Genomic DNA, 26,217 nt, shown 5'->3' with positions numbered 1-26,217 from the left:
CAATGTCCTCCCCCGTGCTCGACGCACTCGACCATCAGCTGATCGACCTGCTTGCGCGTGACGCGCGCGTTTCCAACCGCAAGATCGCGGCGGAACTGGGCGTTACCGAAGGCACCGTGCGCGGCCGTATCAAGCGGCTGCAGCAGGACGGCCTGATCGCCTTCACCGCGATCACCGGCTTCGAAATGGGCAAGAAATCGCGCCTGGCCTTCATCAACGTGCAAGCCGACGTGCACCGCGTGCGCGAAGTGGCGGAAGCCATCGGCGCGCTGCCCGAAGTCAACGCCGTGCTGGTGACGATGGGCCAGTTCAACATCGCCGCGCTCTGCCTGTTCGACGAATTGGAGACGCTGCAGCACATCGCCTCCGAACTCGTGCTGATGATCGACGGCGTGCACCATGTCGAAACCTCGATCGCGGTCAGCACCGTGAAGTACGAGGCGCGCATGGCCAAGATCACCCCGCCGGAGCATGTTGCCGACGAGGATTGACGCCGGATTTCGCGTTTTCGCCAAATCCAGCCCAATCTTGTTTGCATTTGCGTAATTCAATGGATATACGATGACGCAAATCTAAAGCGTCATCGTTGAGTCGCACTCGCTTGCGCAGCTCCCGATGGCCTACGGGAGCAGGCATATGAGCGAGACCCAAGCGGCACCTGACCGTACCTTGGAAGCACCTGCGCTGGATGCGCGCCTGAAGCGTGTGCTGCGGCACCTGCCGGCGCCGGTGGGCGTGGTCACCAGCTTCGATCCCGAGACGGGCGAGCCGGTCGGCCTGGCGATGTCGGCGATCATGCCAGTCTCGCTGGAGCCCTGTTCGATGGCCATCGCGGTCAACCGTTCGGGGTCCAGCCATGACGCGCTGGTGCGTAGCGGCGAGTTCTGCATCAACCTGCTGGACAGCGAACGCCACGGCCACATGGAGCCTTTTGCCCGGCCGGAAGCGCGCGCGCTGCGCTTCACCCAGCCCGAATGGCAACGCCGGGGCCGCGTCTGGTTCATCGAGGGCGCGCCCGCCAACATCTTCTGCCGCATCCGCGAGCGGGTGGCCTACGGCACGCATGACCTGCTGATCGGCGATGTCCACGAACTCGTCTCCACCGGGGGCGAGGATATCCTGGGCTGGGCCAATGGCTGCCTGGGCCGGCTGGCCCCGCTGGCTGCCTGAACTCACCCCTTTGCAAGAGAACCCAATGCCTGAAAACGATGCCCTGCTTGCGCGGATAGACCGTCTGGAATCGCTCGACGCCATCCGCCAGCTTCCCGCCAAGTACGCCCTCGCCCTGGACATGCGCGACAGCGATGCCTGGGTAAACCTGTTTCCGGCGGACGTGAAGGTCGGCGGCGGCCAGTCCGGCCGCAAGGCGCTGCGCGACTGGTTCGATGAAACGCATTCGCGCCAGTTCACCGGCACCTCGCACCACATCGGCGGCCATGTGATCGACTTCGACGATGCCGACAATGCGCAAGGCGTGGTCTATTCCAAGAACGAGCATGAGGCCGGCGGCGACTGGGTGGTCATGCAGATGATGTATTTCGACCGGTACGAGCGGATCGACGGCCGCTGGTATTTCCGCCGCCGCCTGCCGCTCTACTGGTACGCCAGCGACCTGAACCGTCCGCCGATCGGCGAACGCAAGATGCGCTGGCCCGGCGAGCCGCCCTACGAAGGCAGCTTCCACGACCTGTTCCCCAGCTGGAAGACCTATTGGGATCGCCACGGCATGGCGCACGATGGCCCGGTAGACGCCCCCGCGCCGCTGGAAAAATTCATCGAAACGATGCGACGCGGCGCCCCGCTGCCCCGTCCACGCGTGCGGAGTTAAACCTGCCGATGGATCCGCTTTTCACCCCCGTCCGCCTTGGCGCAATCGAACTGCGCAACCGCGTGGTCATGGCACCGATGACGCGGGATCGCGCCGGCCCCGAGGACGAGCCGACCGACCTGATGGTCGAATACTACCGCCAGCGTGCCTCCGCCGGGCTGATCGTCACCGAAGGCACCCAGCCATCGCCCGCCGGGAAGGGATACTGGCGTACACCGGGCATCCATTCGCCCGCGCAAATCGAAGGCTGGCGCAAGGTGGCCGATGCGGTCCATGGCGAAGGCGGCCGCATCGTCGTGCAACTGATGCACGTGGGCCGCGCTTCCGTGCGGGCCAACAAGGCCGCCGATGCCGAAACCGTCGCGCCATCGGCGCTGCCCTGCGCCGATCCGATCCCCGGCCCCGATGGCGTGCCAATGCCCACCGAAATGCCGCGCGCGCTCGAAACTAACGAGATCGCCGGGGTCATCGCCGAATACGTAGCCGCCGCGCACAATGCCCGCGCGGCCGGGATCGATGGCGTGGAACTCCACTGCGCCAGCGGCTACCTGCCGATGCAGTTCCTCTCTTCCAACAGCAATCAGCGGACCGACCGCTACGGCGGTTCGGTGCAGAACCGAGTGCGCTTCGTGGTGGAGGCGCTGGAATCGCTGGCCAAGGCGATCGGTGCGGACCGCGTGGGCCTGCGCATTTGCCCCGGCGTCACCTTCAACGGCATGGCCGATGCCGATCCGTCGGAAACCTATGCCACCCTGCTGGACGCCATCGACCCGCTGGGCCTGGCCTACTGCCATCTGATCCACATCCCCAATGCCGGTTTCGACGCGCTGGACCTGGTCCGCGCGCACTGGTCCGGGCCGGTGATCGAGAACTGCGCGCTCACACCCGAAAAGGCGCGGGCCGTGCTGGCCGATGGCAAGGCCGATGCCGTCTCGTTCGGCTTCGCCTACATCGCCAACCCCGATCTTGCCCATCGCCTACGCACCGGTGCCCCGCTCGCCAAGGCGGACCGCGCCACGTTCTACACTGGCATGGGCGACGACCGGCGCGGCTACACCGATTATCCGGCACTGGTGGACTGATAGCGATACACTGACACCAAAACGGGGATGCAGCGATGAGCGACATGCAGGTTCTTCTCGACGAGCGGCAGATCACCAGAGGGCTGGGCCAGTTCGCACGCATCCTTGACCGGAAAAGCTGGGCCGATCTTCCGGATGTCTTCGCACGGGAACTCACGTTCAACTACGGTCTGGGCGAGGAAGCCGGCATCGATGCGCTGGAACGGAACATGCGCCGCTATCTGGACCGGTGCGGCCCCACCCAACACCTGATCGGCAGCGTGATCGTCGATGTGGACGGGGATGATGCCACCAGCCGCGCCTATGTGCAGGCCCGCCACCAACGGTGCGACGATCCCGTGGGCGGCATATTCGATTCCACCGGCGAATATGTCGACCGCTGGCAGAGGGGCGATCACGGCTGGCGCATCGTCCGGCGCGATGCCCTGTGGTTCCTGCATGCCGGCGATCCGGCGGTGATTGCCATGGAAAATGCGCAGCTTGGCTAGCCTTCCCGAAGCGGCAAGGCGCTCATGCCGGTGAAATGGGGCGGAAGCGATGAAGGATGACCACATGGCCGCAAATGTCCGCCAGCTTTCGAGCCGTGTCGCGCTTATCACCGGCGGCGGACAGGGCGTGGGGCAAGGGATTGCCCGTGCACTCGCCGCTGCCGGCGCCGATATCGCGATCGCGCAGCGCCGGCTGGACGAGGCCGAGCGTGAGGCCGAATGGCTGCGCCAGACCCACGGCGTGCGCGCCATTGCCCTTCAGATCGACGTGACCCGGCCCGAGCAGGTCGATCGGATGGTCACCGAAACGGCGGAGCGGATGGGCCGGTTGGACGTGCTGGTGAACAACGCCGGCTCCAGCTTTTCGCGCCGGCTGGAGAACCACACCGATGCCGAAATGGCCGCGGCTTTCGATCTCAACTACTGGTCCGCGTTCCGCGCCATGCGCGCGGCGTTTCCGGTGATGAAGGCGCAAGGGTTCGGCCGCGTCATCAATCTCGGCTCGCTCAACGGCGTCAACGCCCACATGTTCACCGCCGGCTACAACGCCAGCAAGGAAGCGCTGCGCGCGCTGACCCGCACCGCCGCCGTGGAATGGGGGCCGCACGGGATCACCTGCAACGTGATCTGCCCTTCCGCCACCAGCCCCCATGCGCGCGCCTATTTGGAAAGCAATCCCGACATGGCAGCAACGATCCTGACGCAAGTGCCGGTGGGCCGCTTCGGCCATGCCGAGGGTGACATCGGCCCCGTTGCCGTGTTCCTGGCAAGCGAGGGCGGTGGCTATACCACCGGCAACACCCTGTTCGTGGATGGCGGCGGGCACATCAACGGCGTGGCCTGGCGACCGGAGGTCGAAGCATGAACGCGGCCGGAGGTCGAAGCATGAAAACGAACGGGCGCGCTTCGACGGCAAGGCCCGCAATCGGCGTCCTGGGCCGCGCAGCGCTGATCGCCTTCGCGACGATGAGCGGCGTTGCCAACAGCACCCTCTCCCCCATCCTGCCCCAGATCGAACGTGAATTCGGCGCCGCGCAGGGGCACGTCACCGTGACCATGGTGCTGACCGTGCTGGGCCTGGGCGTGCTGATCGGCTCGCCCCTTGGCGGCTGGCTGGCAGACCGGTTGGGCCATCGCCGGGTAATGGTCGCATCCGCCCTCCTCTATGGCTTGGCCGGTTGCGCCGTGATGTTCGCGGGAACGCTGGAGCAGGCGGTGCTGGGCCGCCTTGTCGTCGGCATCGCGCTGGGATCGATGGGGGCGGCGGCATTCTCCGTGATCGGGGACTATTGGGATGAGGCCGGACGTAACTTCTGGTCGGGCATGATCCCCTCCGTCGGGGCGCTGGCGGGAATGGCGCTGTCGATCGTGGCCGGTGAGATGGCGGACGCGGCATGGCGGTCCTCCTTCCTGATCTACGGCGTGGGCTTCATCGCCGCATTGCTGGCGCTGGTCGGGATACCCGGGCGGGCGGCCACCACGCGCGAACGCTCCGCCACGGCGACGGGCATTCCCCTGCACGTGTTGCCCTCCATCCTCGGCTTCGGGCTGATCGTCGGCAGCATAGCCACCGGAACGTCCGCCTATCTGCCGCACCGGCTGGTCGACGTGGGCATCGTCAGCAGTTCGGGCCGCGCGATCGCCGCGCTGTCCGGCGCGGCAACGGTCGTGCTGACCGGCTTCGCCTATGGCCGGATCCGGCGGCTCATTTCGCTGGATCTGGCCTTCGTCTTCGGCGCCGCCTGCAGCGGGTTCGGACTGCTGATCATGGCTTACGCCCCCACCGCACCGATGGTTTCCTTCGGCATGGCGATCGAAGGCGTGGGGATCGGCGTGCTGATGCCCAGCCTGATGGTCTATGCCATCGGCCTGTCGGACGAGAGCAATCGCGGGCGCGTGATCGGCCTGATGAAAGGGGCGATTTTCGGCGGACCGTTCCTGGTCCAGTTCGCGCTCGATCCGATCCGCCTCCACGCCGGGGCATCGGCGGCGCTGGCGATCCTTTCCGCATCGGGCGGCGTACTGGCGCTCTGGTTCGCGGTGCGCTGGCTGGGTCGCCGGCCCAAACTCGCCTGAAACAGACCCTCAGCCCAGCCCGGCTGCCGCGTCGGCAATGCCGCTGGTGTCGAACGGGCGCAGCGCGCAGAGCATCGTGATCCATCGGCCCGGCCGCAGGCTGGTTTCCCGATCGTGGTCGCCCAGCGCCTGCACGTCGCGGCGCAACCGCTCCAGCAGTTCGGCCAATTGCCCCGCGCCCGCTTCGGACAGCTTGAGCAGTTCGGAGGTGTAGACCGCGTCGGGCGCGCCGAAATCCATCGCCATGAACTGCTGTTTCAGGTGCGTTTCGAACAGCTTGCGCAGCGGCAGCTTGCGAAAGATCAGCGCCCGGTCCACGCGCGGGCGCACTTTGTCCCCACGCAGCCGGTCAATCAGGGCCAGTCGCTCCAGCTTCAGCAATGCCGCGTCCAGCGTGGCGCGCGGCAGAGCGAAATCCTCCCCGATCTCATGCGGGCTGGCCCCCGCCAGAATCGCCATGAACAGGGTGGAGAGGAACACGTCGGCAGACAGCGCCCGTTCCTGCGCCAAGGTCAGTTCGCGGGCAAGGCCGGTGCGGGCCTGCTCCGCCTCTCGCGCCAGTTCGGCGATGCTGGTTCCACACAGTTCGGCCATGCGTTCCAGCCGGTCCAGCGTGAGCCCCTTGCCCACGATCCAGCGCTTCGCGGTGGCTTCGGAGACGCCCAGCGTTTCGGCCAGACGCGGCGCCGTCCAGCCCTCTTGCCGCAAGTGGCGGCGCAGCACGCCCAGCATGGCGTCGCTTGTGGAATCGTATCGCATTTCGATACGAAGGAGCGCAGATCATGACACGATTTTCAAGCCGTTTCTTCGGCCAAAAGGCACCTCATTCTATCATCCTTCCTGCGACAACGATCGCCCGGCGGCCTTCAGGGCCGGGACAAGAAACATCGTGGGAGATGCCCGAAAAATGGAAGACATCCTGATCCGGAACGGCACCGTCGTGGACGGCACCGGCGCCCCCGCCTTCGCAGCCGACGTGCGCGTGACCGGCGGCACGATTGCCGAAGTCGGCACCAGCCTTGAACCGCGCGGAGAGCGCGTGGTCGATGCCACCGGCTGCTACGTCACCCCCGGTTTCATCGAAAGCCACACCCACTATGACGGCACCATGTGGTGGCAGCCCGATCTCGATCCCCTGCCCGGCTATGGCGCGACGACGATGATCCTGGGCAACTGCGGCTTTTCCACCGCGCCGCTCCATCGCTATATGCCGGCGCAGAAGGAGATGATCGGCATCTTCTCCTTCTTCGAGGATATTCCCGAAGGCCCGTTCCTCCAGCACTTGCCGTGGGACTGGAACACATGGTCCGAATACCGCGCATCGGTGGAGCGCAACGTCACGGTGCCGCTGAACTATGCCGCCTATGTCGGCCATATCGCCATCCGCCTTGCCGCGATGGGCGTGGAGGCGTGGGACCGCGAGGCGACGCCCGAGGAAATCGAACGGATGTGCGAACTGCTGGACGATGCGCTGGCAGCCGGCGCGCTGGGCATGTCGGACAACCTGCACGATCATGACGGGCAGGACCGCCCGGTGCCTACGCTGAAGGCCAGCGATGCGGAATTCGCCGCGCTGTTCGACGTGATGGAGCGCTATCCCAACTGCTGCTACCAGGTGATCGTCGATACCTTCATGCGGATGACCGGCCCGGCCGACCTGGAACGACTGGCCAAGCTGCTGGGCGGTCGGAAGATCCGCGTGCAGATCGCGGGCGCGGTGCCGACGCTGGAATTCCAGAAGGCGATCCTGCCCGCCATGCAGGAAAGCCTGCGCACGATGCGGGAGGCGGATGTCGACATCTGGCCCGGGTTCGCCCACGTTTCGCCCACCAATGTGCTTTCCATCGTCAAGTCGCTGATCTTCGCGCAGTCCAACGACTATGTCTGGCACGAAATCGTCATGGCGGAAGATCATGGCGAGAAGGCCCGCCTGCTGGCCGATCCGGATTGGCGCGCCCGGGCGCGCAAGAGCTGGGACGAGAACGCCTGGGACCATTCGCCGCTGAAGAACCCGCAGGCACTGCACCTGATCGATAGCGAGAACGGAACCGGCCCGGTCAACGTCACGCTCAAGGCCTATGCCGACGAGCGCGGGCTGCACCGATCCGACGCGATGGCGGAGTGGATTCTGGCCAACGGCACCCGCTCCACCGTGCACATGGCGCCCTTCCCCAAGGACGAGGCGCTGACCATCGAACTGATGCGTGACCCGAAGACGGTGGGAAACATCTCCGACGCCGGGGCCCACTTGCAGATGCTCTGCGGCGGGGGCGAGAATGCGCTGCTGCTGACCCAATACGTGCGTGAGGAAGGCTCGCTTTCCATCGAGGAGGCGGTCCATGTGATGACCGGCAAGCTGGCCGGCCACTTCAACCTCGCCGACCGGGGCGTGATCGCCGAGGGCAAGCGCGCGGACATCGCCGTGTTCGATCTTGCCGAAGTGGAACGGCGCGAGATGGAAAAGGCGCATGACGTGCCGGATGGGCGCGGCGGCCATTCCTGGCGCTTCACCCGCAAGGCCATGCCCACGCGCCTGACGCTGGTGAACGGCGTGCCGACGTTCGAAAACGGCGCCTACACCGGCGCCAAGCCGGGGCATTTCCTGTCCCCCGCGATCCAGCCGCTGGGCAACATGGCGGAAGCTGCCGAATGACCTGATGACACCAACCGGGGCAGCGCTTCCGAAACAGAGAAGCGCGCCCCATCCAGGAAAGGATGTCCCGATGAACGAAGCCACGATCGGCGATGCCGACCGCGCCTATTTCAACGGCGCGATCAAGGCGATCGCCACGCAAAGCTCTGTGCTGGTCAGCTCCTCCCGCTATCTCAACCACGCGCCGCTGCGCGCGCTGATCGCGCAGGAAATGCTGCGCCGGAACGGCCCGGATCTTCCCAACACCGCCTATATCCCCGAAGTCGCGCAGATCTTCCACGATCTGGAAGACATGCCCCGCGTGATCCAGCTGTTCGAGATGGAGAAGGCCCGCCTGCCCGAATTCCGCCGCTGGCTGGAGGAAAAGCGGCTGGCGGATTTCACCATCGCCGAACTGGAACACTGCGCCCCCGGCACGCTGGGCGCGGCGATCCGCGATTTCATGGTGAATTCCGGCTATCAGTTGGACCTGTTCTTCCAGGAAGTGCAGGTGGTGAACGATTTCACCTACTACCTGCGGCAGACCGCGCTGACGCACGATATCGAGCATATGGTGACCGGCTTCGGCCCCAACCACGGCGGTGAAATCGCGCTGCTGACCGCCAACATGCATGCCAAGGCGCGTTACTTCCATCCGGAACTCTCCGCCTTCTTCTCGCGCATCGCCTTCTACCTGAAGGCCAAGACGATCCTGAAGGACGGGCTGCACTATCCCGAAGCGATGGTGGTCAATCTGGAAGCCGAATTCCGCGGCGCCGAGCAGGGGCGGAACTGGAAAATGCCGCTTATGCTGGTGAACTGGCGGGCACGTGTGGACCAGCAGATCGTCGATATCCGCCGCGAACTGGGCGTGACGCCTGCCGAGGAAGGCCTCTGGCTCGATACCAATCGCCTCTGCAACGAGGACGATCCAGACTACAGACCAGCTCTCCAGGCCGCCGAATAAGGCGGCCTCCTCCCAGGCCGGTCCCGTCTCCCGCGGGGCCGGCCGCCTTTGCGGACCTTCATCACCGAAGAACCGTGCGCTGCCTCTGCCTACCTCATGAAGGGGCCGGTGGGCGGAGGCGCGGGCCGCAGGGCAGCACGATTTCCCGAAATGTAATCCCACCAGGCAACGATCGGAACGATCGTCGGGCCGCGACCCGACAGGACCACGACACCAGAACAAAAAGCATCAAAAGCAAACTAGGGGAGGCACTTGCATGAAGAACCTGAACTTCGCCCGTTTCGCGGGCGGTTCGACGGGCTGTTCGACTTTGGCCCTGGCCGTGGCGCTGACGATCGCGACGCTGACGATCGCCGGACCCGCAACCGCCCAGACCACGCCCGCCTCCCCCGATGCTTCCGGCCCGCAACCGGTAACCACCATTCAGGAGATCATCGTCACCGCGCAGAAGCGGTCCGAAAACCTGCAAAGCGTGCCGGTCGCGGTCACCGCGATCACGTCCGACCAGATCGCCAATGCCCGGATCGAGAACATTGCCGATCTGCGCTCGGTCGCGCCGAACCTCTACGTCGTCACCCAACCGGGCGGCAACAACATCCCCTCCACCATGATGCGCGGGCAGGTTTCCGGCGCGGCGTCCAACCCCACGGTGGACAACGGCATCTCCTACTACATCGACGGGGTCTATCTCGGCTCGCTCAGCGGCATCATCTTCGACGTTGCCGATATCGAGCGGATCGAGGTCATTCGCGGCCCGGCCGGCACGCTGTTCGGCACCAACTCCACCGGCGGCGCGATCAACTACATCACCTCCGGCCCGCGCGGCGTGCTCTCCGCGAAGCAGGATTTCAGCTACGCGCGTTTCGGATCGTTCCGCAGCAAGACTCGCATCGACCTGCCCGAATGGCACGGCATCAGCGCCGCCGTCAGCTACCTGCACAATGAAAAGCGTAACAACGTCAAGAATTATGACCAGATCACGCTGGACTACACCAATGAAACCTCCGGCGAAGTCGGCCCGCTCACTTCGGTCAAACGGTTGGGCGAAAGCACCACCGATGCCGTCCATGCCACGGTGCGCTGGAAGCCGCTGGATGACTTGACGCTGGACTACAAGTTCGACTGGTCGCGGCAGGAATTCGCGCCACCGCCGGTCTACCTGCTGGGCTTCCCCGATACGCCGGGCGGGCTTGCGGCCTATCAGTTGGTCGCCTCGCAAGTCTATTTCGGCGGACCGACGCTGGACGACTATATCCAGACCGAGCGCGGGCGCGTAGCCTATAACGACACGACGACGAAAAGCGTGACCAAGACGATCTCTCACCTGATCGTCGGCACCTACCGCGCGAACGATCACCTGACGATCAAGAACACCACCAGCTGGCGATCGCTGGACCGCAACGCCTTCACCTCCAACCTGGACGGCACCGGCACGTTGACCATACCGATCGCCTATGGACCGGACGGCACGCCCGCCGCCTTCGCGCCGCTGTCACCGCTTTCCGTGCGTTGCTGCAACCAGTTGCGCCAGTTCAGCAACGAATTGCAGTTCAACGTCGATACCCGGCCGATCACGGCAACGGCCGGCCTGTTCTATTACGACCGGCACACGCCACCGGGCGAAAATCCATTCGGGCTGCCCGTGGTCGATACCTTCCAGGTCTTCCCCGGCAATGCCCATCCCGGCACGCCGATCACCGATTTCGATCGCAGCTTCTACTACAAGGTGCGGCAGGTGGCGGGCTATGGGCAGGCGACCTGGCACGCGACCGACCAGATCGATGTGACCGGCGGCATTCGCTACACGCAGGACGACAAGACGTTCTTCGACACGTCCGCCGGCGAACCGGGCACGACCTACACGTATTCCAAGGGCAATTTCAGCTATCTGGCGAACCTGACCTGGAAGCCCTCCAGCCAGATCCTGCTCTACGCCAAGTATGTCACCAGTGTCATTGCGCCGAACCGTTCAACCGATGCGGCAAGGCGATTTTTCGGTACTTTTCCGCCATTTTTTCCGAACGTGCGACGCGCACAATCTCGGCCGCAGTTTGGCTAGGAGCCAAATAAGAGCCATGCGAAAGAAAACCCAGGCGTGGTCTTGCGCAAAGGACCAAGGCACCTGCATTTGGCGCTCATCGCTGGCTCAGGCCGTCCCGCAATCGCCGGCTCTGGAGAGATGACCAAACTCTTTCCACCCCTCGTCCATGAATTCCATGCCCTGCATCGCGCTGGCACGAGTTTTGGGCTCGCCTAGGCATTTGCTCGCCTGGACACACCAAAATCCCGATCTTGTCGAGCTGACTGCATCGGAAAGGCGGCTTGGTGCACTCGAACGTATATTTCCCAAGTGCCTGTCCGGTGACAGCTTATCGGTTGATCCTGTTACGCGGAAGAAGGCTCTTGAACTATGACGAAACCAGCCAACGTGCATCTGACAAATTCCGAGGCCGCCGAGTATCTACGCCTTTCACCGCGCACGCTTGAAAAGCTGCGGGTTGTCGGTGGCGGCCCACCCTATCGGAAATTCGGACGGCGTGTCGTCTATACCTTCTCCGAACTTGAAGCATGGGCGAACGACCGATCATTTGACAATACGAGCCAAGTGCATCGACTCTTGAGCTCGCCCGGAGTGACGTGACCCCCGGATTTTCCTCCAAGCTTGATTAGAGTCTGGCCCGATGGAAGGACGGACGAATGAAGCGAGCAAGGTTCACAGAAGAGCAGATCATCGGCGTGCTGAAGGAGCAGGAGGCTGGCGCGAAGACTGCCGACCTAGCGCGTCGCCATGGGGTATCGGAAGCGACGATCTACAACTGGAAGGCCAAGTATGGCGGTCTGGAGGTCTCGGAGACCAAGCGGTTACGGTCGCTCGAGGACGAGAACGCCAAGCTGAAGCGACTGCTGGCGGAGGCGATGTTGGATAACGCCGGCCTGAAGGATCTTCTCGCAAAAAATTGGTAACGCCCGCTGCCAAGCGAGAGGCGATCGCTCGCCTCCAGGCAGTTCTGGGGATGAGCGAGCGGCGGGCGTGCCGTGTTATCGGCGCAGACCGGAAGAGCATGCGCTACCGGTCACAGCAGGAAGATGATGCCGACCTTCGGGCGAAGCTGCGCGAGCTTGCGCAACAGCGCCGCCGGTTTGGCTATCGTCGGCTGCACATTCTGCTGCGACGTGAGGGCGTGGTTATCAACCGCAAGAAGACGCAGCGGCTCTATAGCGAGGAGAAGCTGGCGGTCCGACGCAGGCGAAACCGGCGACGTGCCATCGGTGCACGGGCACCGGCTCCCGTGCTGGCGCTGCCCAACCAGCGATGGAGCCTGGACTTCGTCCATGATCAGCTGGCTACGGGACGCCGGTTCCGGGTGCTCAACATCGTAGACGATGTAACCCGCGAGTGTCTGCGCGCGGTGCCGGACACTTCGATCTCGGGGCGTCGGGTGGTGCGCGAGCTCACCGATCTAATCGCGGAGCGCGGCAAGCCCAGGATGATTGTCAGCGACAACGGCACCGAGCTAACCTCGAACGCCATCCTCGCCTGGTGCGGGGAGATCGGCGTGGAGTGGCACTATATCGCCCCGGGCAAACCGATGCAAAATGGCTACGTCGAGAGCTTCAACGGTCGCATGCGCGACGAACTGCTCAACGAGACCCTGTTCCTGAGCTTGGACCATGCCCGGGTGGTGATCTCCGCCTGGGCAGAGGATTACAATCCTGTTTCATAACACCCATCTGTCTATGTTGTTGTAGGGAATAAGGAATTCTGATCGGGATGCGATCCCGCGGGGTGTCTGGGGTTCTGCCGCGCCCGACAGAGAAGGTTTTGGACTTCAGGTTCTGCAAGATCTGACCGGCTGAATATCCAGGGACCGTCAGGCAATGGGTGCTGGCCCTTGATTTCCCCAGCCTCAGCAGCGAGGCGCAATGTCTTCGGGGCAACACCGATGAACCGTGCGGCTTTGTTCAGGTTGAGCCATGGCTCGTTTCCATCCGCTGCGGGCCGGAAGACCGGGATCTTGTGATGTGACCTGTGCGCTGTAACGCGCTCCCTGGTCCAGCGATTGCCATGACCGGTCAATAATCCATTGCGGTTGAGTACCCCGGCAATCAGATCGTCGCTGGCAATCAACACGAGTTGCCGGATGGCCGCGACAATGTCGCCAGAAGTGCTGTTGCGTTGGCCTCGCCGTCGCTTCGGCAGGCGCATTTCGGTATGGATGCCACCAATCCAATGAACCATCAGGACGATCTCGGAAGTCGAGTCGTCGATATCCGCGACGACTTCCTGAATGACGGTGCGCACGATGCGCTTCTTGAGCCGGGCATCTGTCGTGGGAGCCGCCCAAACCGTACGTAGATCCTGGGCGAGTGAAGCGATGCCGGTTTGCATCAGCAGTGACGGTTTCGGTGCCGTCCTATCGTGCGCGCTGATTTTGGCTTCAATTTCACCCACCAGTTCAAGAGCACGATTCCAACGCCCCTCAAGTTCCGCTGCAACAAGCCGGTTCTCAGGGTCTGCAGCATCAAATTGCTTGAAGGCTCGATTGGCAGCGTAACGAGCAGCTTCCAGATCACGGCCAAGCGCGTCACGCACCTGATCACGACGACTTGAGGCCTGGGCTTCAGCTTCGGCCGCTGCCGCGATCGCCCCCGGTTCGACGACGCGCAGTATTGCTCCCTCGATTGCATCATCTACGCGCAGCCCGCCAAAGGCGATGCATCGCGGCTCGCCATTGTCCAAATGGCCTCTCCAGCAAGAGTAGCGCGGAATGTTGTGCTTTGCCCCTGAGTAGCGAACCGTGAGCTTGCGCCCGCAGCGCCGACAACGGAAAAGCCCGGAGAGAAGGGCATCGCCATGCTTGGGGGCGCCGTGAAGGCGGCTCGTGACTGCGTTGTCGCTTACCATCTTGCGAATAGCCTCGGCCCGCTCCCAAGTGACATAGCCTTCATGCACGCCGGGAATGAGTGCCAACCATTCCTCCCTCGCATTGCGCCGGATCGTGGCGGATTGGCCAAATCCAGGCGTCGCGCTCGTCTTACCATAAGCATAGGCGCCGCCGTAAACCGGGTTCTCGATCATTCGGTGGATCGTCGCATAGGTTGGCCTGCGCCAGACCGTATCGCCGCCGTTGCGCTTGGCAGGCAAATCCAATTCGTGCTCCAGAAACCACATGAGGGCCTGACGAGCGCTGCCAAGTTCAACGACCTTATCGAATACCAGCGTGATGGCTTCCTGCACACGGCGGTCAGGATCCTTCTCGAGCCGATCTCCAGCCTTCACAAAACCGACAGGGGCGGCAACTACCAGTTCACCGCGCCGAGCTTTCTCGTAACGGGCCGAGAGTGAGCGCTGGCGCAGCAGGTCCAGTTCATATTCGTTGAGGCTACCCTTCAGGCCGAGCAGGAGGCGGTCGTTACCTTGTCGAGGAGCGTAGACGGTCTCCTGATCGATCAAAACGGTATCGATGACGCGGCACATCTCGATGAGCTGCTGCCAGTCCCGGCTGTTGCGGGCAAATCGAGACACCTCCCGTGCGGCTACAGCGCCAATCTTGCCAAGGCAAACCTCGGCAACCATCCGTTCGAAGCCGGCGCGTGTTACCGTGCCGGCTGCCGAGCGACCGAGATCGTCATCGATGATCTCGACGCAGGACCAACCCAGTGAGGTCAGGCGATCGCGCATGGCATATTGCAGAGCGCTGCTCTCCCGGTTGTGTAGAACCTGGTGGGCGGATGACTGCCTGACATACAGGATTGCCTTGCGCTCGAGATGATGCGGCCTGATCTTTTCATGCATCATGATCCGCGCCCTCCTGTGATTTTGTCGGTTCTCCCGCGACGTGATCGAGGATCAAGCGCGCCATCAGTTGCTTCAGCTTCCGGCGTGTCTCGTCCGGCAAGGCCTGCCACGGCGGCACGGGCGCCGTCTGTCCTTCGTTTGAAATTTGGAACAGGTCGAACTGGTAGGCTGTGGGCTGGCGAGGCATCGGCATCTCCCCGAATCGTGTCCTGAGAGTCCGATGCTGCGCCGATTTTCTCTGATTGCGATGTCGCTCCGCCGTCGATCAACAACGCTGAGAGGGCATCGATGGCAGCCAAAGAAACCTGGGGTGCGGAGGCGAGAAGCCAGCCTCCACTTGCCGCCCGGTCGAACATCCAACCGGGTACCTCCAGCAAACGGTCGCAATCACCGCCCGACTGGCTGCAGCGAAAGACCGCCACGCCATTCTTCTCAATCACTTCATGAACGTAAATCCGGCATCCGGTCCAAGGATGCCAAGGGTAAAGGAGCTCGCGCTCACAGGTCCCGTGGGTGTTTTGTCGTCGAGTTGTACAACACCGTCAGGCCGCACAGCTCGCTGGGCTACCGGCCGCCGGCCCCGGAAGTAGCGACGCCGCCATGGCCGCCCTCCGGTTCCGCTTCGCTCCACCTGCGGCCGGCCATGGCGCCGGAGGCAATCTTACACTAACAAATAACCCGGACCACTCGGCGGGGGCCGATCACTAATTTCCGCTTGCCAAGCTTGAGATGCAACTCAACCGCCCGGATCCTGTCTGCGTAGGAATTCATGAACTACCTCCATAGTAGTCCAAGATTTCATCCGCCCTCCCCCCGGGTCACCTCTCAGCGGCAATAAACATCTTCGCCTTGACGTGAGCCGGCGGCCTTTCCATCTGACTGGCGGAAATCTGAACCATGCGAGCGAAAGATACGATGACGACCGATTCCGCTATCGCCTCTGAATCCCGCGCCTTCGAGGCGGATGTCTCCAAACTGCTTCATATGATGGTCCACTCAGTCTATTCGGACCGGGACGTATTCCTGCGCGAGCTAATCTCGAATGCTGCCGACGCGTGCGAGAAACTGCGCTATGAAGCGATCGCCGACCCGTCGCTGCTGGTCGACGACCCGCAGCCAAAGATCACCATCACACTGGACAAGGACGCCGGCACGCTAACCGTGGCGGACAACGGCATCGGCATGACCGCTGTCGACATGGGCGAGACGCTCGGCACCATAGCCCGCTCCGGGACCAAGGCCTTCATGGACAGGCTCTCCGCGGACAAGAAAGGAGAAGGCCAGCAGCTAATTGGTCAGTTCGGCGTTGGTTTCTATTCTGCATTCATGGTGGCGCGCAAAGTGGACGTCGTGTCGCGACGAGCGGGCGAAATCGGCGCAGCCAGCTGGTCGTCCGATGGACTTGGCACTTATACTATTGCGCCCGTCGATCCGGCGCAGGCACCTGCACGTGGGACCAAAGTCACTCTCCATCTTCTTGATGATGCCAAATCCTATGCGGAGCGCTTCAACGTCGAGCGCATCGTCAAGGCCCAGTCGGGCCATGTCCCGGTCCCCATTTTCACCGAGGAATCTGGAGGCGACGAGGAAGCTCGGCAGCTCTCGGACGGCGCAGCGCTGTGGGCCAAACCAAAGTCCGAAATCAGCGAGGAAGACTACACCGACTTCTACCGCAGCGTGGCGGGACAATTCGATAAGCCCGCGCTGACGCTTCATTACCGAGCAGAGGGACGGCATGAGTATTCCGTGCTGACCTTCATTCCGGAGAGCAAGCCGTTCGACCTGTTCGATCCCGATCGTAGCGGGCGCATCAAGCTTTACGTCCGGCGCGTGTTTATCACCGATGAGGCGGAGATCCTGCCGCGCTACCTGCGCTTCGTGCGCGGCCTGGTCGATTCCGCCGACCTGCCGCTCAACATGTCGCGCGAGATGATCCAGGATAGCCCCGTCCTGTCCGCAATTCAGAAAGGCGTCAGCAACCGCGTACTTTCCGAGCTGGAAAGGCTCGCCGAGGCCGAGCCTGAACGCTATGCGGCGATCTGGGAAAACTTCGGGGCCGTGTTGAAGGAAGGGCTCTACGAAGAATATGCGCGGCGCGAGACCCTGCTCGGCCTTGCTCGCTTCAAGACCACCACGTCGAACGGTGAGTGGCGCTCGCTCAAGGATTACGTCTCTGCATTGAAGGAAAACCAGACGGCGATCTACTATGCGACCGGAACCGACCTCGAACGAATCGCAGGTTCGCCGCAGCTTGAGGGTTTCAAGGCACGCGGCATCGAAGTGCTGCTGCTGCCCGACCAGATCGACAACTTCTGGACCTCGATGGGCGCGGACTACGAAGGTAAGCCTTTCAAATCTGTCACGCAGGGTGCGGCAGATCTCAGTCTCATTCCCCTGGCCGAGGGTCGCGAGCCAACCAAGGCCGCCGAGGATGTGACGGGGTTCATCGATTTTGCAAGGAATGCCCTTGCAGACCATGTCTGCGACGTTCGGGTTTCGGACCGCCTGACCACGAGCGCCGTTTGCATTGTCGCCCCCGACAACGCGATGGACCTTCAGCTCGAGAAGATGCTGGCGTCTGCGGGCCGCGCACCGGAGCGCGCAAAGCCCATCTTGGAAGTCAACGCCGGGCACATGCTGATCGGGAAGCTGGCGCAATGCAGTGCCACGGACGATGAACGGCGCGACCTTTCGTTTCTTCTCCTCGACGAGGCCCGGATTTCCGAGGGCGAAGCGCCGGCCGACCCACGGGCATTCGTAGAGCGCCTTGAGCGGTTGATGGCAAAAAGTCTTTGAGGCCAGCGAGGGGAGCCATTTGGCTCCCCTCTTATCGCGCTCATTTACCGAGAAGCCAGGTGGCTGGCGGTACTGCGAGCGCGAAGTCACTCCCGCGTCTTCGTCAACCGCATAAAACTGCGTCATACTCATGGGGCGAGGATCGACTGGACATTGACGCCCCGGCATCAGGTAACGCCTCTCGCATGCATACCGTCAATGACGGTTCTGCGCGTCCCGAAAATCCAATGGCCGACGGATTGCGCCCCTCTAGGCCTGACGTCAGGCCTAGAGGGGCGGCCAAGCACCCCAAAAATCGGGTGATCGAGGTGCGCGGCCCCCTGAGCGACCATTCGTGCCCCTTTGCGCTACCCGTGCCGAGCAATCTGAGCGCTAGGAAATGTACTTTCTCGTTCGATCCGCTTCGCGGTGGGAACGAAATCGGACGCTAATTTCGGTGTCGGATCGACGGATCACGGAACATGGCGGTTCGAGCAGCCCCAGGGCAACGCCGCGTGAGAACCGCGTGAGTTCGTTGCTCGTCAGCGCATAGAGCGTCAGGTCCGAGGGATCAATCTGTCTCATCCTCTTTGTCTCCACCCTGCCCCCAAAAACGTCCGAAAAGCATGCGGAGCCGGCTCGGTCGGCTCTTACCCCAAGAATTGCCAATCCATTTGCACCATCGGCGGGACTGCTTCTCCTTAAGCACATCTGCGACAAAACCAGGCGTTTTCGGACACCGAGGCCCCAGAGCCTCCCTGGCGTTCGTGCGTTCAGCGACGGTAGCGATCACGTATGGCTTGCCGGCGCCGCGCGAAGGGTATTGGCAGAGATGCGGCACCGACAAGCCAGCAGACAGGCTCAGGCAGCTTTACTTACCTGATCCTTCGCCTCGCCAAGCGGGGCAGCGAGGGGGGCACCACGTCCGATCTCGATGCGCCGCGGCTTCATCGCCTCGGGCACGACGCGCTTCAGATCAACGGAAAGCAGGCCATTTTCGAACGTGGCATTTCCGGCTTCGACGAAATCAGCAAGCTGGAACCGCCGCTCGAAGGCGCGCGCCGCGATGCCGCGATGCAGATACTCGCATTCGCCGTCGTCTTCGGCGCGCTTGCCGGTGACAGTGAGCAAGTTCTGCTGCGCGACCAGTTCGATATCTTCGGCCCTGAACCCCGCTACCGCGAGCGTGATGCGGTAGCTGTCCTCGGCGAGCTTCAGAATATCGAAGGGCGGATATCCGTCCTCTTCACGTGCACCCGCCTCAAGCAAGTTGAACAATCGATCGAAACCGACGGTCGAGCGCCGGTAAGGCGCAAAGTCAAAGTTGGTTCTCATTTTTCCAAATCCTCTGTTGAGCGATCTGGGCATGAGCTACGCCGGTGACAAAAAGAGCCGGCGTCGTCCATGTCCCGCCGGGCCCGAACGCGGCGCCCGGCAATCGCTAGCTAATGTAGTCGAACTCCGCTTCAAGATGGGGCTCGAAGATTTTTTGCAGAACGGGATGCATCGGCGGCGGCGACGCTTCATCCCCGGCGCGACGGAATATCATTCCAACTGCAGGACATGGTTCACCGGCCGCCATTCGGTAGGTCGGATCAGACGGTCATGGCCGATCCGGACTGAATGGAGAGCGCCCTCGATCTCGCGCCGCCAATGGTCGAGAAAGTCGAACAGCACCGGAAAATCAGGCGCAAGATCGTATTCCTGCCAGATGAACAGTTGCAGGATCGAAGGCGCATCCGGAAGGTAGAAATGGATTTCCGCAGTCGTCAGCCCGTAACCTTCCAACTGCGCCAGAAAGCCGCGGTCCATCATTGTCGCGAGCGCATCGTGTCCTCGCCTCGATCAAGATCGCGCTTTGCGGCAAGGATGTCATCGATCGATACGACGCGTTTCGCACCTGGGGGTTTACGCAAGGCGGGTTCGTTTCGGACCGCGGACTGATCGGAAGCCCATGATGCGAGGATGGCACGCTTCACTTCCGGCTCCAGGCTCGGCCGATGTGCAACATCGAAGGGGTGAAGAAAACGCGAGAATGGCTGCGACATGGCCGTCTCTCCTTTCCTTGAGTCGCGATTTATCAAGTGCGCGGTGACGGCGCACACGAGATATTTTGTTGGTTCGTTGAGTCGCGTCAAGATGCAATGCAGCGGCTGCATGCCGCTCGAATCCGCGCCTTTGGCACTCGACGGGCGGGACTGCCAAAATTTTTTCGACACCCTCTTGAAGCCCAAAAGCGGTTTTCATAATTTGCCCGCACCTGTCGCGCAGAAGAGCGACAGGCCCATCACATCTTGTTTTGCATCTGGAGGTTTTGCCATGCATTTCCGCCCCTTGCACGACCGTGTGGTCGTCCGCCGCATTGAAGCCGCGGAGAAGACTTCAGGCGGCATCATCATCCCGGATACCGCCAAGGAAAAGCCGCAAGAAGGCGAAGTCCTCGCCGTTGGCCCAGGCACGCGCGACGATAGCGGGCAGCTCGCTGAGCTGGCCGTCAAGGTCGGAGACCGAATCCTGTTCGGCAAATGGTCGGGGACCGAGGTCAAGATCGATGACGAGGATCTGCTCATCATGAAAGAGAGTGATATCCTCGGCGTTGTTGAGACCCAGGCTCAGCTGAAGCAGGCGGCCTGAGCGCGCCTGCCGTCCCTCTAACCGTTCAGGAAGGAAAACCGGAAAGGAGTTTGGCAATGGCTGCCAAAGAAGTAAAGTTTGCGTCCGATGCGCGTGATCGCATGCTGCGCGGCGTGGATACGCTGGCCAACGCAGTGAAGGTGACGCTGGGGCCCAAGGGCCGCAACGTCGTGATCGAGAAGTCGTTCGGCGCGCCGCGCATCACCAAGGACGGCGTTACCGTCGCCAAGGAAATCGAACTCAAGGACAAGTTCGAGAACATGGGGGCGCAGATGCTGCGCGAGGTCGCCAACAAGCAGAACGACAAGGCCGGTGACGGCACCACCACCGCCACCGTTCTGGCGCAGGCGATTGTGCGCGAGGGCTCCAAGGCGGTCGCCGCCGGTATGAACCCGATGGACGTCAAGCGCGGCATCGATCTCGCCGTAAACGCCGTCGTCAAGGATCTCGAAAGCCACGCCAGGAAGGTAAGCGCCAACAGTGAAATCGCGCAGGTCGCAACCATCTCAGCTAATGGCGACGAGGAAGTCGGCCGCATCCTCGCTGAGGCGATGGAGAAGGTCGGCAACGAAGGCGTCATCACCGTCGAGGAGGCCAAGAGCCTTGCGACCGAACTCGAAACGGTCGAGGGCATGCAGTTCGACCGCGGCTATCTCTCGCCCTACTTCGTCACCGATGCCGAGAAGCTCAAGGTTGAGTTCGACGATCCCTATATCCTCATTCACGAGAAGAAGCTCTCAAACCTGCAAGCGCTTATCCCGCTGCTCGAGAAGGTAGTGCAGTCGGGGAAGCCGCTGCTCATCATCGCCGAGGACGTCGAAGGCGAGGCCTTGGCGACGCTCGTGGTCAACAGGCTGCGCGGCGGCCTCAAGGTCGCGGCAGTCAAGGCACCGGGCTTCGGCGATCGCCGCAAGGCGATGCTCGAGGACATCGCCGTCCTCACTGGCGGCAATCTGGTCAGTGAGGATCTCGGGATCAAGCTCGAGACTGTCACCGTCTCGATGCTGGGCCGTGCGAAGAAGATCATCATCGATAAGGATAACACGACCGTCGTCGATGGCGCTGGTTCGAGTTCCGACATCGATGCACGCGTCGCCCAAATCCGCGCGCAGATCGAGACCACCACCAGCGATTACGACCGCGAGAAACTGCAGGAGCGTGTGGCCAAGCTCGCGGGTGGTGTTGCAGTGATCCGCGTTGGCGGCGCTACAGAGGTCGAAGTCAAGGAGCGCAAGGACCGGGTCGACGACGCCCTTCATGCGACCAGAGCTGCCGTTGTTGATTGCCACTGAGATGTGACCCGGGGTTTCCATTAAGAATTGACCCGGGTGGGTGTGGGTTATGTGCTGCCGTTGAGGGGCAGGTTCAAGATGCTGGCTTCTCCTTTCTGGCTTTGGGGGCAGCGGTGCTGGCGCGGAAGCGGAAGCTGTCGTTCCCAGTTTCCAGGATGTGGCAGTGGTGGGTAAGCCGATCGAGCAGCGCGGTGGTCATCTTGGCATCGCCGAACACGCCAGCCCATTCGCTGAAGCTGAGGTTCGTGGTGATGATGACGCTGGTGCGCTCGTACAGCTTGCTGAGCAGGTGGAAGAGCATGGCTCCGCCCGATGGGCTGAAGGGCAGATAACCCAGCTCGTCGAGGATTAGCAGGTCGAGACGTAGCAGGCGTTCTGCCAGCTGGCCGGATCGGTTCATGGTCTTTTCCTGCTCAAGCGCATTGACCAGATCGACCGTGGAGAAGAAGCGGACCTTCTTGCGGTGATGCTCGACGGCCTGGACGCCCAGTGCAGTTGCGATATGGCTCTTGCCGGTTCCGGGCCCGCCAATCAGCACGACATTGTCGGCGTTTTCCATGAAGTCGCCTTGGTGAAGCTGGCGCACGAGGGCTTCGTTGATCTCGCTGGCGGCAAAGTCGAAGCCAGCCAGATCCTTGTAGGCCGGGAAGCGGGCCGCCTTGATCTGATAGGCGATGGACCTGACCTCGCGTTCGGCCATCTCTGCCTTCAGGAGTCCAGCGAGCATCGGCACGGCAGCATCGAAGGCAGGCGCGCCCTGCTCGATCAGTTCGTCGGCGGCCTGAGCCATGCCGAACATCTTGAGGCTGCGCAGCATGACGACGACCGCGGCACTGGCGGGGTCATGACGCATGGCGGATATCCCTCAGCCTGTCATAGCGAACGACATTGGCCTCGGGCTCCTGCGTTAGGCGCAGGGCCTGAGGCGCATCGATTGGCGACGCTGGAGGCGCCTTGCCGTCGATGAGACGATGCAACACGTTTAGAACGTGGGTCTTGGTGGCGACACCGGCCTCCAGAGCCAACTCGACCGCGCTCAACACAGCCTGTTCGTCGTGATGCAGAACGAGAGAAAGTATCTCGACCATCTCCCTGTCGCCACCAGAGCGCTTGAGCAGATGGCCTTGTAACTGCCGGAAGGCTTCGGGCATCTCGAGGAAGGGGGCGCCATTACGCAAGGCGCCGGGCTTGCGCTGGATCACCGCTAGATAATGCCGCCAGTCATAGATTGTGCGTCCCGGCTTGTGATGAGAGCGCTCGATGAGCCGGGCATGTTCGCACACGATCTGGCCTTCGGCCGCTATGACCAGACGATCTGGGTAGATCCGCAGGCTGACCGGGCGGTTCGCGAAGGAAGCGGGTACCGAATAGCGGTTGCGGTCAAAGGCGATGAGGCAGGTCGGCGACACGCGCTTGATCTGCTCGACAAAGCCATCGAAGGGCCGGCCCAGCGGCATCAGGCAGGAAACTTCCTCGGCATGCACATCGGCCACGGTGCCGGGCATGACACTATGCTGGATATCGCTCCATTGGGTGATGCATTGCTCTTCCAGCCAGGCGTTCAACTCAGCCAAGCCCGGAAAACTTGGCATCGGTTGCCACAACCGGCGCCGAGCGTCCTGGACGTTCTTCTCGACTTGCCCCTTCTCCCAGCCTGAAGCCGGATTGCAGAAATCCGTCTCGAACAGATAGTGGCTGGCCATGGCGGCAAATCTTGCGTTGATCTGCCGCGCCTTCCCGGTCCCGATCTTGTCGACAGCGGTCCTCATATTATCGAAGATCCCACGCTGGGGCACGCCGCCCAGCACTCGGAACGCCTGCGTCAGCGCGTCGAACAGCATCTCATGGGTCTGGAGCAGATAGGCGCGGACGATGAAGGCGCGGCTATGCGCCAGTTTGGTATGAGCGACCTGCAGCTTCGTGGGCTTGCCATCCAGCACGGCATAGTCCTCGCTCCAGTCGAACTGGAACGCCTCGCCAGGCTGGAAAACCAGGGGCACGAATGTTCCACGCCCGCTGGTCTGCTGCTCATATTGCAGCTCGGTCCGCCATCGTCGGGCAAAAGCGGCAACCCGGTTATAAGAGCCATCGTATCCCAGCTCGACCAGATCAGCATGCAACTGCTTGGCAGTCCGCCTTTGTTTACGGGACTTCTTGGATTCCACTCGCAACCAGGCCGTCAGCTTCTCGGCGTAAGGGTCGAGCTTGCTCGGCCGGATCGGAGCCTTGAAGCTCGGCTCAATCGCGTCAGAACGCAGATATTTGCGGATGGTATTGCGGGACAGGCCGGTCCGCCTCTTGATCTCCCGAATGGAGATCTTCTGCCGGAAATGCCACCGGCGGATCACACTGAGTAAGTCCATGTCGATCACTCCACGACCCTCCGACTGGCAGCCGGAGGCGAGGGAAACATGGGTCAATTCTCAATGGTAATTTATACGCCCACCGGGTCACATCTCAGTGGCAATCAACAGCTCGGGCCTCCCGCGCGTTCCCGCAACTTGACGAGCCTGCAAACGCGGCACCCATGGGTTAGGCCGTTGCGGGTGCCAAAGGCGAACCGCGCAGGTCGGACCATCGCAATCGGCGCCGTCTTTATCGGCCTCAGAGGTTGGGATTGATGCCCGCCCACGGCTGCGATGAGTACAAACCCGGGCAATCACGACTACTCACCGAGCGGGACGAGCGTTCCTCGCAGACCATCTGGATCGATGCGCCGGTTCGACCGACCAGCTGACTGCGTCCCCACTCAGACAGTCTGGATTTGCCATGACTTTGTACACGCTCAGATTTTCCGAACAGGGCCCCGTGCCTGCAAAAGTGGTGCCGTTCGAGGCAAGCACCCCCTCTGCGGCGCTGCCCATAGCCGCTCAGGAAAGACCTGACCGCCGTGCGGAAATTTGGGAGGGGAGGGGAGCGCAAGCTCTGCTCAATATGGAAGACTTTTGGCGATGTGGGGTAGGTCGACACGCATTAGTCTGCGCCGCCCCTCGTTCACGGGAAGCTCCGGCGGCACCAGGCTCAGTCTGCGGCGTTGACGGGCTGCCGCCAAATTGAATGCGGGAACCATTGAACGCAGACGCGCATTCACAGGCGGCAAATCACACAACCTAGGCCTGGAGGAGAATGATGAAGATCTATTCGCTGAGGTTTTCGGATGATGGGCACGGAGTGGCCAAGCGCCTGGAATTCAAAGCTGAAGATCTCACCGCCGCGCTGATCATCGCGCACCGGGAAGCCGCAAGAAGAAGCGCCGAGCTTTGGGAAGGAGCTAAAAAACTCTGTACCATCCGTAAGCCAAGGGAGCCTGCTCCAAGCCTCACGGCATTCGCCTTCTGAGGTCAGCGGAACTTTGCATGCCGCGCGGTGCAATACCAATTAGGCCCTATGGGGCCAGTCAGACAGATGCGGGCACAGTGCGCGGTTCCGTTACCGATCCCATGGACGCGGCTTTCGCGAGGTTCATTGAACCGGTGAAGGCTGCAGTCCCGTTGATGGGGCAACCACTTCGAAGTTACTGATGATGCAGGATGGGGATCGAACCTGTTCCAATCCGCTTGTCTTGTAATCCAGGCAGCTTATGGCTTCCTCGCCTACAACCGGCCTTGCCTCGTCCGTCACCATCTGGAGGGCCGCCCGGTTTGAAACCCCGACCGGCGGCCCTCCAATTTCTATTCAGCCATGGATCATGGAACGTTTAGCCTCCCTCCTGTGATAGCTTGGCATTGCATCTGTCGGCTGCGCAGCAAAATATCACTCGGCATCTGGCTCGTCTCGATCGAAGTCTTCGGACATCTCGTCTTCGAAATATTCGCCTGAAAGAAATTGAAGGGGGTCCAGATCGAGATAGGTGACCACTTCCTGACGGGTCGCCAGCACGGCTATTTCATCGCCGTCCTCCATTTCCAGGATCGTCACCTGATCGTCCCTGCCCTCGCTCAAGTCGACGACATCTACGGAGTTCACTGCAATCTCTTCGCCCTCTGGCGTCTCAAACGTGTACTTGGGCATGCGCTTGCTCCTTAGAGGATTCCCGCGCGCAACCCTCGATAGGCAGGTTCGGTTCCGTTCTCCGACAGACGTTAGCGATATAAGAGCGGCGCCGGAATGATGTCACCGCCGCACGACGGCAGTCTTTTGCAAAGCCGAGAACTACGGGCGCTGCGCTCACTAGAGCGTTTCTAATCAGGTGGAGTTACCTGATGGCGATGAAAACACGACAAACCAAGAGCTTAGAGCAGTTGATCCGATGCAATCGATTCTGAAACTGCTCCAGCCCCGGCGCGTGGCTCTGTAGATGAGGTTGCGATGGTGAACGGGAAGTCAATGTCGATAGAAAAGGACAATGTTCTTTTCTATAAGTAGGCTGCAGCAAACAAATCGCGAATTAATGTTTAAAGATGCACACATAACCAAAGTTATAAAATCATCAAGAATCGCCAACCCGAAAATAATTCCCGGAAACCACCGGGCCGCTTCTCTGTTTTCCCTTACAACGCGCAGCAATCCGTCGGACCGACGAGGACAACCGCAAGCGACAGGAGGCAAGCCTTGGCTAAGAAACCCGCTACCGAAAATTCTCGTAAACCCAACGACATCGCGCCGGACAAGCCGCTGCCCGGAGAATCCCCCGCCAAGGCATC

At 62.0% G+C, this 26,217-nt stretch carries 23 protein-coding genes and 3 pseudogenes; 17 read left to right on the top strand and 9 right to left on the bottom strand.

The window, feature by feature from the left end:
- The first annotated feature begins 2 nt into the window (after positions 1 to 2).
- The 7 genes from WBP06_RS21280 (at position 3) to WBP06_RS21250 (ending at position 5,474) form a co-directional block, all read left to right on the top strand.
- A complete protein-coding gene (locus tag WBP06_RS21280) occupies positions 3 to 491 on the top strand; it encodes an Lrp/AsnC family transcriptional regulator (RefSeq protein WP_395337012.1) in 489 nt (162 codons plus the stop codon).
- Positions 492 to 636: 145 nt separating this feature from the next.
- Complete coding sequence (locus WBP06_RS21275; protein WP_395337010.1) at positions 637 to 1,170, top strand: flavin reductase family protein; 534 nt, start codon at positions 637 to 639, stop codon at positions 1,168 to 1,170.
- Positions 1,171 to 1,195: 25 nt separating this feature from the next.
- Complete coding sequence (locus WBP06_RS21270; protein ID WP_395337008.1) at positions 1,196 to 1,828, top strand: nuclear transport factor 2 family protein; 633 nt, start codon at positions 1,196 to 1,198, stop codon at positions 1,826 to 1,828.
- 8 nt (positions 1,829 to 1,836) lie between these two features.
- Entirely contained in the window at positions 1,837 to 2,910 is a 1,074-nt protein-coding gene (locus WBP06_RS21265; protein ID WP_395337006.1) for an alkene reductase, read from the top strand.
- 35 nt (positions 2,911 to 2,945) lie between these two features.
- Positions 2,946 to 3,398: a nuclear transport factor 2 family protein gene (locus tag WBP06_RS21260; RefSeq protein ID WP_395337004.1), complete on the top strand. Its 453-nt coding sequence runs from the start codon at positions 2,946 to 2,948 to the stop codon at positions 3,396 to 3,398.
- 64 nt (positions 3,399 to 3,462) lie between these two features.
- Positions 3,463 to 4,263 (top strand): SDR family NAD(P)-dependent oxidoreductase, encoded by an 801-nt coding sequence (locus WBP06_RS21255; RefSeq protein ID WP_395337002.1) that lies wholly within the window; start codon positions 3,463 to 3,465, stop codon positions 4,261 to 4,263.
- A gap of 20 nt (positions 4,264 to 4,283) precedes the next feature.
- Positions 4,284 to 5,474 carry an MFS transporter gene (locus WBP06_RS21250; RefSeq protein WP_395337000.1) on the top strand — a complete coding sequence of 397 codons (1,191 nt, stop codon included), beginning with the start codon at positions 4,284 to 4,286 and terminating at the stop codon, positions 5,472 to 5,474.
- A gap of 9 nt (positions 5,475 to 5,483) precedes the next feature.
- Here WBP06_RS21250 and WBP06_RS21245 read toward each other — a convergent pair whose 3' ends face one another.
- Complete coding sequence (locus tag WBP06_RS21245; protein WP_395336998.1) at positions 5,484 to 6,233, bottom strand: helix-turn-helix domain-containing protein; 750 nt, start codon at positions 6,231 to 6,233, stop codon at positions 5,484 to 5,486.
- Between the two features lie 148 nt (positions 6,234 to 6,381).
- On the opposite strand from WBP06_RS21245, the gene WBP06_RS21240 reads away from it, so the two are divergent.
- From WBP06_RS21240 to WBP06_RS21220, 5 genes and pseudogenes are all read left to right on the top strand, one after another.
- Positions 6,382 to 8,127 carry an amidohydrolase family protein gene (locus WBP06_RS21240; RefSeq protein ID WP_395336996.1) on the top strand — a complete coding sequence of 582 codons (1,746 nt, stop codon included), beginning with the start codon at positions 6,382 to 6,384 and terminating at the stop codon, positions 8,125 to 8,127.
- 70 nt (positions 8,128 to 8,197) lie between these two features.
- On the top strand, positions 8,198 to 9,073 hold the full coding sequence (locus WBP06_RS21235) for a Coq4 family protein (protein WP_395336994.1): 876 nt from the start codon (positions 8,198 to 8,200) through the stop codon (positions 9,071 to 9,073).
- A gap of 256 nt (positions 9,074 to 9,329) precedes the next feature.
- On the top strand, positions 9,330 to 11,132 hold the full coding sequence (locus WBP06_RS21230) for a TonB-dependent receptor (RefSeq protein WP_395336992.1): 1,803 nt from the start codon (positions 9,330 to 9,332) through the stop codon (positions 11,130 to 11,132).
- 351 nt (positions 11,133 to 11,483) lie between these two features.
- Complete coding sequence (locus WBP06_RS21225; protein WP_395336990.1) at positions 11,484 to 11,714, top strand: helix-turn-helix transcriptional regulator; 231 nt, start codon at positions 11,484 to 11,486, stop codon at positions 11,712 to 11,714.
- Between the two features lie 56 nt (positions 11,715 to 11,770).
- Positions 11,771 to 12,786: pseudogene (locus WBP06_RS21220) on the top strand (IS3 family transposase); the annotation flags it as partial.
- A 23-nt stretch (positions 12,787 to 12,809) separates the two neighbouring features.
- Here the strand turns inward: WBP06_RS21220 and WBP06_RS21215 are convergent.
- Together WBP06_RS21215 and WBP06_RS21210 are read right to left on the bottom strand one after the other, a co-directional pair.
- Positions 12,810 to 14,873, bottom strand: a complete 2,064-nt coding sequence (locus WBP06_RS21215; RefSeq protein ID WP_395336988.1) for a recombinase family protein — start codon at positions 14,871 to 14,873, stop codon at positions 12,810 to 12,812.
- A complete protein-coding gene (locus WBP06_RS21210) occupies positions 14,863 to 15,060 on the bottom strand; it encodes a hypothetical protein (RefSeq protein ID WP_395336985.1) in 198 nt (65 codons plus the stop codon). Before WBP06_RS21210 ends, WBP06_RS21215 begins: the two co-directional genes overlap by 11 nt.
- A 345-nt stretch (positions 15,061 to 15,405) precedes the next feature.
- On the opposite strand from WBP06_RS21210, the pseudogene WBP06_RS21205 reads away from it, so the two are divergent.
- Positions 15,406 to 15,543: pseudogene (locus tag WBP06_RS21205) on the top strand (integrase catalytic subunit); the annotation flags it as partial.
- Positions 15,544 to 15,788: 245 nt separating this feature from the next.
- On the top strand, positions 15,789 to 17,669 hold the full coding sequence (gene htpG / locus WBP06_RS21200) for a molecular chaperone HtpG (RefSeq protein WP_395336983.1): 1,881 nt from the start codon (positions 15,789 to 15,791) through the stop codon (positions 17,667 to 17,669).
- A gap of 840 nt (positions 17,670 to 18,509) precedes the next feature.
- Here the strand turns inward: htpG and WBP06_RS21195 are convergent.
- The 3 genes from WBP06_RS21195 to WBP06_RS21185 all read right to left on the bottom strand — a co-directional run bounded on the left by WBP06_RS21195 (position 18,510) and on the right by WBP06_RS21185 (position 19,696).
- Positions 18,510 to 18,983 (bottom strand): Hsp20 family protein, encoded by a 474-nt coding sequence (locus tag WBP06_RS21195; RefSeq protein WP_395337556.1) that lies wholly within the window; start codon positions 18,981 to 18,983, stop codon positions 18,510 to 18,512.
- 210 nt (positions 18,984 to 19,193) lie between these two features.
- Positions 19,194 to 19,463, bottom strand: coding sequence for an usg protein (locus WBP06_RS21190; protein ID WP_395336981.1), 270 nt, complete (start codon positions 19,461 to 19,463; stop codon positions 19,194 to 19,196).
- Positions 19,460 to 19,696, bottom strand: a complete 237-nt coding sequence (locus WBP06_RS21185) for a hypothetical protein (RefSeq protein ID WP_395336978.1) — start codon at positions 19,694 to 19,696, stop codon at positions 19,460 to 19,462. The genes WBP06_RS21190 and WBP06_RS21185 overlap by 4 nt, the downstream gene beginning before the upstream one ends.
- A gap of 271 nt (positions 19,697 to 19,967) precedes the next feature.
- Here WBP06_RS21185 and groES point away from each other — a divergent pair, with 271 nt between their 5' ends.
- Positions 19,968 to 20,282 carry a co-chaperone GroES gene (gene groES, locus WBP06_RS21180; protein ID WP_395337555.1) on the top strand — a complete coding sequence of 105 codons (315 nt, stop codon included), beginning with the start codon at positions 19,968 to 19,970 and terminating at the stop codon, positions 20,280 to 20,282.
- Positions 20,283 to 20,338: 56 nt separating this feature from the next.
- A pseudogene (gene groL / locus WBP06_RS21175) lies at positions 20,339 to 21,559 on the top strand (chaperonin GroEL); the annotation flags it as partial.
- 88 nt (positions 21,560 to 21,647) lie between these two features.
- On the opposite strand, the gene istB reads toward groL, so the two are convergent.
- Both istB and istA read right to left on the bottom strand, forming a co-directional pair.
- The gene (gene istB / locus WBP06_RS21170; protein ID WP_395329209.1) at positions 21,648 to 22,427 is read right to left on the bottom strand and encodes an IS21-like element helper ATPase IstB; all 780 of its coding nucleotides are present in this window, start codon (positions 22,425 to 22,427) and stop codon (positions 21,648 to 21,650) included.
- On the bottom strand, positions 22,417 to 23,937 hold the full coding sequence (gene istA / locus WBP06_RS21165) for an IS21 family transposase (protein WP_395334184.1): 1,521 nt from the start codon (positions 23,935 to 23,937) through the stop codon (positions 22,417 to 22,419). The genes istB and istA overlap by 11 nt, the downstream gene beginning before the upstream one ends.
- A gap of 766 nt (positions 23,938 to 24,703) precedes the next feature.
- Between istA and WBP06_RS21160 the strand changes: the two genes are divergently transcribed.
- Entirely contained in the window at positions 24,704 to 24,913 is a 210-nt protein-coding gene (locus WBP06_RS21160; protein WP_395336976.1) for a hypothetical protein, read from the top strand.
- Positions 24,914 to 25,327: 414 nt separating this feature from the next.
- Here the strand turns inward: WBP06_RS21160 and WBP06_RS21155 are convergent, their stop codons facing one another.
- Positions 25,328 to 25,585 (bottom strand): hypothetical protein, encoded by a 258-nt coding sequence (locus WBP06_RS21155; protein WP_395336974.1) that lies wholly within the window; start codon positions 25,583 to 25,585, stop codon positions 25,328 to 25,330.
- Positions 25,586 to 26,217 lie beyond the last annotated feature (632 nt).

It is taken from the genome of Novosphingobium mississippiense, assembly GCF_044029535.1.
Classification (GTDB): domain Bacteria; phylum Pseudomonadota; class Alphaproteobacteria; order Sphingomonadales; family Sphingomonadaceae; genus Novosphingobium.
Note: the sequence above shows the minus strand (reverse complement) of the source record. Positions and strands in the feature narration are given on the sequence as shown.